This window comes from Candidatus Magnetaquiglobus sp., from assembly GCF_058402785.1.
Genome location: NZ_JBZVFG010000056.1, coordinates 20,037 through 24,445, shown reverse-complemented (window position 1 = coordinate 24,445; position 4,409 = coordinate 20,037). Strand labels below are relative to the sequence as shown.

The 4,409-nt window shown below is 65.5% G+C and carries 2 protein-coding genes; one reads left to right on the top strand and one right to left on the bottom strand.

Translation table 11 applies throughout. From position 1 onward, the window contains the following. The coding region (locus tag ACV4UY_RS14680) for an Rne/Rng family ribonuclease (RefSeq protein WP_491608325.1) at positions 1–3,092 on the bottom strand (3,092 nt) is incomplete at its 3' end. Between the two features lie 241 nt (positions 3,093–3,333). Between ACV4UY_RS14680 and ACV4UY_RS14675 the strand changes: the two genes are divergently transcribed. After that, positions 3,334–4,409: RluA family pseudouridine synthase (locus tag ACV4UY_RS14675; RefSeq protein WP_491608324.1), on the top strand; the 1,076-nt coding region annotated here is incomplete at its 3' end.

Below are 4,409 nucleotides of genomic sequence, written 5' to 3'. Positions count from 1 at the left end.
CCACCCGCGCCCTTGTCGGCAGCCGGGGCACCTTCACCCTCGACACCACTCTCGTCCCCCTCGCCCGATCCCTGTCGCGCCACGCCAGTGGAACGTCGCCGTCTCCGTCGTCTTGGCGCACGGGTCTTGCCATCCGATGCCCCCTCTTCGGACTCCTCCTCTTCGGCTTCAGTCGGGACGACGGCCACGGGCTCGATCATCTCGACCACCGCCGACAGGGCCGGTTCCGGGGTGGCTTTCGGCTTGCGCGGGGTGCGCCGCCGCGCCGGCTTGGCCTCGGGTTGAACCTCACCCGCCATCGTCTCCTCGACCGTCACGGTCTCGACAACGCCGGCATCCACCGGATCGACGACCTCCACCGTCTTCGCCTTGGCCGCCGCGCCAGACTTGGTTCTGGGCTTGCGCCGCGAGGCCGGCTTGGGTGGCGGTTCCTGGAGGCTCTCCGGGTTTTCCATCGGAACGGCTTCGTCCGTTTCGTCCGTCTTGGCCGCGATTGGATCGGGCTTGGCGCGTCTGGCGGCGGGCTCCGGCTGGGAGACGATCGGAGCCGGCTCCTCGCGTCTGGGCGTCGGCTCGGGCCGGGAGAGAATGAACAACCCTGGCGCCGCCGTGGCACGCACGCCCTCGATCAACGCCTCTCCCGCGACAACCGGCTTCTCTTCGGTGGATCCCGCCAGAGTCGGAAGTTCCGTTCCGAGCGGCGCGACCGTCTGTTCCGGGAGCGGGATGGAGGCGTCGGTGGATTCCACGTCATCCCCGGACGACGCCTCCCCTTCCGGTTCGTTCATGGATTCGGACTCGGCACGGGGTGGCAGGGCACTGGTCTGCTGAGCCGACGACTTGCGACGCCGCCGACGGCGACGTTTTTTCTTTTCCACCGGCTCGCCAGAGGTCGCCGCAGTCGGGGGACCCTCGACGCGCGACTCCTCGTCACCGGACTCCCCGTCATCCTCGTCGTCATCCGAAAGCTCCGGCACCGGGGGTGGCAGAGGCGGCGGGGGTGGGGCTGGCGCCTTGACCGGGGCCTTGGCGCGTCCCTCTTCGGTGGCGGGGGTCGGGCCCCTGGCTCCGCGTCCGGATTGGCTCCGTCCGCCACTCCTGGTCTCGACGATCTCCTCGCCGCCGGTCTTGGGACGGTCGGTGCGCTCGACGCGATACTCCGGGGTCTGGAGACTCTCGTCACCCTGGATCAACAGCGTCACCTTGTTTTCGGCTTCGAGTTCCGCCAATTGGGCCCGTTTGTGGTTGAGCAGGTAGTTGGCCACGTCCCAGGAGGTGCGGTAGACGATGCGCGTGTAACGGTTTTTGGAAAGGTCCTCCTCGAGCAGACGGAACAGGTGGAACGACGAGGACTCCACCGAACGGATCGTGCCCAGCCCCTTGCAACGCGGACACTCCATGCGGTTGGTCTCGCTGAAGGTTGGTTTCATCCGTTGCCGGGAGAGTTCCAGCAGTCCGAATTGCGAGATCTTGCCCAACTGGATTTTGGCCCGATCCAGTTTCAGGGCCTCGCGCATCTGCCGTTCCACCTCCAGGTTGTGTTTTTTCTCCTCCATGTCGATGAAATCGATGACGATCAGACCGCCGAGATCCCGCAGACGGAGTTGACGGGCGATCTCGTCGGCGGCCTGGAGATTGGTTTTGAAGGCCGTGGTCTCGACATCCTTCTCCCGGGTCGAACGACCGGAGTTGATGTCGATGGAGACCAGGGCCTCGGTCGCCTCGATGACCAGATAGCCGCCGGCCTTGAGCTGAATCACCCGATCGTGCATGGATTCGATTTGATTTTCGATCTGGAACCGCGAGAAGATCGGTTGCGACTCCTTGTAGGGCTGCACCACCTTCATGTAGCGTGGCATCAGAAGCCGCATGAACTCCTTGCCGCGCCGATAGCCTTCCTGGCCGTCGATGAGGATTTCGCTCATGTCGGTGGCGTAAAGGTCACGGATCGTGCGCAGGATCAGATCCCCCTCCTCGTGGATCAGGGTCGGCCCGTCGGCCTGGGAGGCGTTTTCGAGGATCTTTTTCCAGAGGCGCAACAGGTAGTTCAGATCGCGGATGATCTCGCGCTTGGTGCGTCCCAGGCCGGCGGTGCGGATGATCAGGCTCACCTGGCCGGGAATGGCGATGGTCTCGAGGATCTCCTTGAGCTTTTTGCGCTCCAGGCCATCGGTGATCTTGCGCGAGATGCCGCCACCTCCCTCGTTTTCCGGCAGCAGCACGGCGTAGCGACCGGCCAGGGAGAGGTTGGTGGTCAGCGAGGCGCCCTTGTTGCCACGCGGTTCCTTGACCACCTGCACGAGCAGTTTCTGTCCGCGGGTGAGGATTTTTTGGATCGGCAGACGCTGCCGGCGCGGAAAACGCTTGAAGGTGTCGGGCAGGGGCGCGCCATCCTCGTCGACCTCCACCACGCCATCCAGGTCATCCCCATGGGCTTCGCCATCGGCATCTCCGCCCATGGCGTCGTCGTCCGATGCGATCTCCCGAGGGGCGTCATCCTCGCAGACCGGTTCATCAAGCTCCTCCTCTCCCTCGGAGGCGGCGGAAGCCGGATCCGATTCGTATCGTCCGCCGTCCGGCGAATCGGTTTCCGGGGAGTCCGCGTCGTCGGCATCGTCGAAAATCCGCTCCGCGATCTCCACGGCGCGCGAGATTTCCAGGGGGAGGGTGACTGGATGGGCGGGGTCGTCGGTTTCGTCGTGGTCGTCCGACGGGAGGGGCGGACGCGTGGGAAGGAGCGCGGTTGTCTCGGTGGCGTCCTCGTCGTCCTCGTCGTCCTCGCCCTCCTCCTCCAGGGGTTCCGGCAGGGGCAGGGGGATGAAATCGAGACGGGGTTCGGCTTTGTCTCCGGTGGGATAGTATTTCGGGTGGATGTCGTTGACCGACAGGAACCCCTGGCGGCCCGCGCCGAAATCGATGAAGGCGGCTTGCAGCGAGGGTTCGACGCGCGAGACGCGTGCCAGATAGATGTTGCCTTTGATTTGTTCCCGGCTTGATGTTTCAATGTCCAGATCGATGAGCTTGTTGTCCTGGACGATGGCAACGCGGATCTCTTCCGGATGGGTGGCATCCACCAGCATGCGCTTGGTCATGGTAATGCGGTTCTCCTTGCATGGTAAGGCCCATGATCCTTGGTTGAGTCGCGCGGAAGGAATCACGGCTCGCAACGAAGCGTGCACCGTGGTGCGCCTCCCAGGGGACGGACGGATCGGGCCAGGGGTTCGAGTGATCCGGTGGCAGGGCCACTGGAGTGAAATTCCATAAAAATTCGATCAAAAGCGGCTGATCTGCCTGGCCGCGGAAAATAAGGATCAAGTATAGGACTTTTCTGCCATGGAAGCAAACCCGCTTGAACAGAACTCCGCGCAACGTCTTCCGGTCCGACGCATTCTGGTGACCCAGGATGAGGCCGGCATGCGTCTGGATCGTTTTCTGCTCGTTCACAATCCCGGTGCGCCGTCTGCCCTGGCGCAGCGCTGGCTGCGCGCCGGCGAGGCGCGGGTCGATGGCGCCAGGGCGAGCGGCAATCACCGTCTGGAGCCCGGACAGGAGGTGCGGATTCCCCCCTTCGAGAGCCGGGAGCCCGCCGCGCCGGAGACCGGCGTTCCGGAGTGGGCCTTGCGCGCCCTGCACGGGCGGATTCTCTGGCGGGATCGGTCGCTGCTGGTGCTCGACAAGCCCCACGGCATGCCGGTACACGGGGGAAGCGGGCAGACGTGGGGGGTGGTGGATGCCATGCGGCTGATTCTGGCCCGCGAGGGGGCGGGGGAGGTGCCGGAGTTGTGTCATCGGCTCGACAAGGAGACCTCCGGGTGTCTGCTGTTCGCCCTGGACAAGACGAGCGCGCGCCGCATGAGCGCGGCGTTCAAGGGGGGCGCGGTGGACAAGACCTATTGGGCGCTCATCGCCGGAGAGCCCCGCGCGACCACCGGGGTGATCGACCAGCCGTTGATCAAGGGGAACGCCCGAGGGGGGGAGCGCATGGTGATCGCGGGGGGCAGGGAAGGGGATCCGGCCCGCACCCGCTACGAGATCCTGGAGCGTTTCGGGGCGTGGAGCTGGGTGGCCGCCTATCCGGACACCGGACGCACCCACCAGATTCGCGTCCACTTTCAGTGGTTGGGCCATCCGTTGGCCGGGGACGGGAAGTATGGGGACCCGGCGTTGAACCGGAATCTGCGGGACGGAGGGTTGAAGCGGATGTTCCTGCATGCCCGCGCGATCCGGTTCCGGCATCCGGTGACCGGGGCCGAGGTGGTGGTGGAGGCACGACTGGATGAGGCGTTGGAGGGAATTTTGGCCTGGTGTCGGCGGGGAGTCGTCGCCCCTGGCGGGCCTGCCACGCGCGGGGAGCGGATCGCCCCAACGCCCGGCGCCCGAATCGCCCAGAAGCCGGACGCCCGAATCGC